Origin of the sequence: Moorena sp. SIO1G6, from assembly GCF_010672795.1 — a bacterium.
Classification (GTDB): Bacteria; Cyanobacteriota; Cyanobacteriia; order Cyanobacteriales; family Coleofasciculaceae; genus Moorena; species Moorena producens.
In genome coordinates this window covers 1-2,919 of sequence record NZ_JAAHFZ010000141.1, presented here as the reverse complement: position 1 = coordinate 2,919, position 2,919 = coordinate 1, and the positions used below count along the sequence as shown (strand labels likewise).

Here is a 2,919-nt window from a genome sequence, read left to right as displayed (position 1 = left end):
CCGAATATTTTTGGTACGACCCGTTTAATCCAGAGGATTTTGCCGGATTTAGGTTGCACAATGGCGTCTATCAGCCTTTAACTGAAGATGAACAAGGACGACTAATTAGCGAAAGATTAGGATTAGCTTTAGTCCGTTGGCAAGGGGTTTATAAAAATAATGTTGATACTACTTGGTTACGTTGGGCTACTTTAGAGGGAATTGTGCTACCTACTGCTGAAGAAATAGCAGTGCAAGCTCAAGAAGAAGCAGCCCAAGCTCAACAACAAGCAGCCCAAGCTCAACAACAAGCAGCCCAAGCTCAACAGCAATTAGCCCAAGCTCAAGAACGAGCCGAGCAACTGGCTGCTCGTTTACGAGCTATGGGAGTGGATCCTGATCAAGTTTGAAGCGATCGCGCAACGGAGTAGTTAACGGATTTAAGCGATCGCAATAGGGTGCATCTCAGTTTTGCAATTAGGCAAAAATTCGGGAGAAAATTCCCACACTCCCCGGGCCCGGGCCCCACACTTCCTTTTTTACAAATATGAGATGCACCCGACTATAAAGGGAGCAGGTCAAATAAGCCTAACAAATGAACTACTTGACAAAACAACAAAAATCCGGTCTTAGTTGCAGAACAGATGAACTATTTACCAGATCAGCAAGCAATTACCCATCAGGGGGCTATAGTAATGGTAAAAATATTAGGCTTAAGTGACATGCTTCCCCTATTACCTATTACCCATTACCTATTACCCATTTCCCATTCCCCATTCCCCATTCCCCATTCCCCATTCCCCATTCCCCTTTTACAAATATGAGATGCACCCATCGCAATATCCCTCGAGTTAGGAGGAGTTGCTAAGGTCAACTCATAGTTGGTTTAGCAACTCTTTTACCATAGTTTTGTCAAATGGGTAGTGCTATACCACCATGCTTGGGCTACCGAGACAGATTATATCCCCAAAACATAAAGCAGGTTGAAGTAAACAGTAAGCCAAAGATAACAATTTTTACCTGACGGGGTTTTAAAAGATGGTAACGACAAATGGCAACCAAGGAAAACAATGGTAATAGTATCCCCATCTCGATCAATAGGTTTTTATATAAGTAATAATTGCTTAGGTCTAGTTTTCCGGCGCTGGGTAAAATACCCCAAGGAAGTTTAAAGTTTTCTCTAGTGAAGGGATAGAACAAAGGTATACCAACAACTCCAACTAACAAATCGATAATAATTTGGGAAAGACCCGCTAATATCGCTTGAAAACTATACACTTTGAGTTGGCGTCCCCTAATTCCTATAATAATTAAAACTACGATTGTACAAATGGGAATAATCAGAGCAAATGCTAGGGAATGGGTAATACGAGTTTGACGGTGTGCTGATTGATGTAACCAAGGGATAAAATGATCCAAGTCAGGGAAAGAGGCAATTACTATTAACCATAAAAACCAAGCCAAGCGCAATAGCAGTGGTTTTTTGGGTGAATTAAAAGCAATACCAATAGTTACAGCAGTTACACTATGGCCAATAAAAGATGACATATATTTTTTTATTTTGATGTTACTGAATTAAGTTATTATAGCATCTTAATTTAATAGGTAAAATCAAAATTTATGTTTAAGTATAACCCTTCACCAAATTAGGTCAAGATACCTGAGGGGGTGACATGAGCCCCAAAAAGCTTACTCTATAAGGCTTTGATGCCAATGGTGTCATGGAAGATACAGTCGGAAATTAAGCCTAAATTCATGTTAGGGAAGCTCAAACCCTTATAACTACGTCCAAAGGAGCGCCCAAAACAGAATGTATATTTTTGGGAATTATCGGCTGAAATTATTACCCAGTAAGGATTTCAGCTTGCATGTCACCCCCCCAGGTCAAGATACACAAAACCAGGCAAAACCTCTTCTCCAGATAAACTAGGGGGAGACTCTAAAACCTCAATATCTCTACTTGGTCGATAAATTTCAACTTGTCGCTCTTTACGATTAATCAAGCAACCATTACGAGCACCATTGTCTCGGTATTCTTCCATCTTCTGGCGAATTGCTATTAAGCTATCACTAGGCGAACGTAATTCAATCACAAAATCAGGACACAGGGGCAGAAATTTCTCTTGTTGTTGAGGAGTTAAACTATTCCAGCTTTGTAATGGTATCCAAGAAGCATCGGGAGAACGGTCGGCACCATTGGGGAGTTTAAAACCAGTGGAAGAATCGAAAGCAATTCCCAACTTGTTTTGACGGCTCCAGGCTTGAAGTTGGTAGCCTATTTCTAGATTACAGTTTCCTGTGCTGCCGCCAGTGGGTGACATAATAATTAAATCTCCATTAGCATTGCGTTCAAATTTTAAATCATGGTTGTCTTGACAAAGCTGGAAAAATTGCTCGTCGGTAAGGTTAATTGATTGGAGATCAAGGGTTAGGGTGGTCATGATTGTTTAGGGAAGGGAGCAGGGAGCAGGGAGTAGGGAGTAGAGAGTAGGGAGTAGAAACCTAAGTGTATTTTATAAAAATAACTAACGCTATAGAATTGTTTTAGCGATCGCGTTTTTGATTCCCAGTGATCAATAACTATTCCGATCGGCGTTCGCGCAGCGTGGCCAAAGGCCTCAGCCGCGCCAAAGGCGATCGCTGAAAGCGGGGCTTCGCCCATCGCCTTTGGCGGAAGCGTTCGCAAAGCGTGGCCCAAAGGCCTCAGCTTGATCGCGAAGCGTGGCCTACAAGCTTTGTTGTCCTCTAAAAATTGACTACTAATAGAATAGCTACTGTAGCAACTCTAGTACCATAGTTTGCTCAAAAAAGAAAGAACCAACGGCTGGGTTTTTTAGCAAGTTTCAACGATACCTTAGCGATAGGCGTTAAATTTGAGTAGGAAATACCACCACTATGTCTAAAACTATGACCTCTGCTGTTGTGCATAATACTCCTCCT

At 41.7% G+C, this 2,919-nt stretch carries 4 protein-coding genes and 1 pseudogene; 2 read left to right on the top strand and 3 right to left on the bottom strand.

Annotation, left to right across the window (positions count from 1 at the left end):
• Both F6K63_RS36520 and F6K63_RS36515 read left to right on the top strand, forming a co-directional pair.
• Positions 1-389: pseudogene (locus F6K63_RS36520) on the top strand (Uma2 family endonuclease); the annotation flags it as partial.
• Positions 390-623: 234 nt separating this feature from the next.
• A complete protein-coding gene (locus F6K63_RS36515; RefSeq protein WP_044493130.1) occupies positions 624-803 on the top strand; it encodes a hypothetical protein in 180 nt (59 codons plus the stop codon).
• Positions 804-924: 121 nt separating this feature from the next.
• Here the strand turns inward: F6K63_RS36515 and F6K63_RS36510 are convergent, their stop codons facing one another.
• The 3 genes from F6K63_RS36510 to F6K63_RS36500 all read right to left on the bottom strand — a co-directional run bounded on the left by F6K63_RS36510 (position 925) and on the right by F6K63_RS36500 (position 2,641).
• The gene (locus F6K63_RS36510) at positions 925-1,527 is read right to left on the bottom strand and encodes a metal-dependent hydrolase (protein WP_287256760.1); all 603 of its coding nucleotides are present in this window, start codon (positions 1,525-1,527) and stop codon (positions 925-927) included.
• A 323-nt stretch (positions 1,528-1,850) separates the two neighbouring features.
• Positions 1,851-2,420, bottom strand: coding sequence for a Uma2 family endonuclease (locus tag F6K63_RS36505; RefSeq protein WP_008184075.1), 570 nt, complete (start codon positions 2,418-2,420; stop codon positions 1,851-1,853).
• Complete coding sequence (locus tag F6K63_RS36500) at positions 2,417-2,641, bottom strand: hypothetical protein (RefSeq protein ID WP_008184077.1); 225 nt, start codon at positions 2,639-2,641, stop codon at positions 2,417-2,419. The genes F6K63_RS36505 and F6K63_RS36500 overlap by 4 nt, the downstream gene beginning before the upstream one ends.
• Positions 2,642-2,919: the final 278 nt, after the last annotated feature.

Excerpts from the sequence above, each read along its gene's own strand:
- F6K63_RS36515 (WP_044493130.1), top strand. The coding sequence starts at position 624 with ATGAACTATTTACCAGATCAGCAAGCAATTACCCATCAGGGGGCTATA.
- F6K63_RS36510 (WP_287256760.1), bottom strand. The coding sequence starts at position 1,527 with ATGTCATCTTTTATTGGCCATAGTGTAACTGCTGTAACTATTGGTATT.
- F6K63_RS36505 (WP_008184075.1), bottom strand. The coding sequence starts at position 2,420 with ATGACCACCCTAACCCTTGATCTCCAATCAATTAACCTTACCGACGAG.
- F6K63_RS36500 (WP_008184077.1), bottom strand. The coding sequence starts at position 2,641 with ATGGGCGAAGCCCCGCTTTCAGCGATCGCCTTTGGCGCGGCTGAGGCC.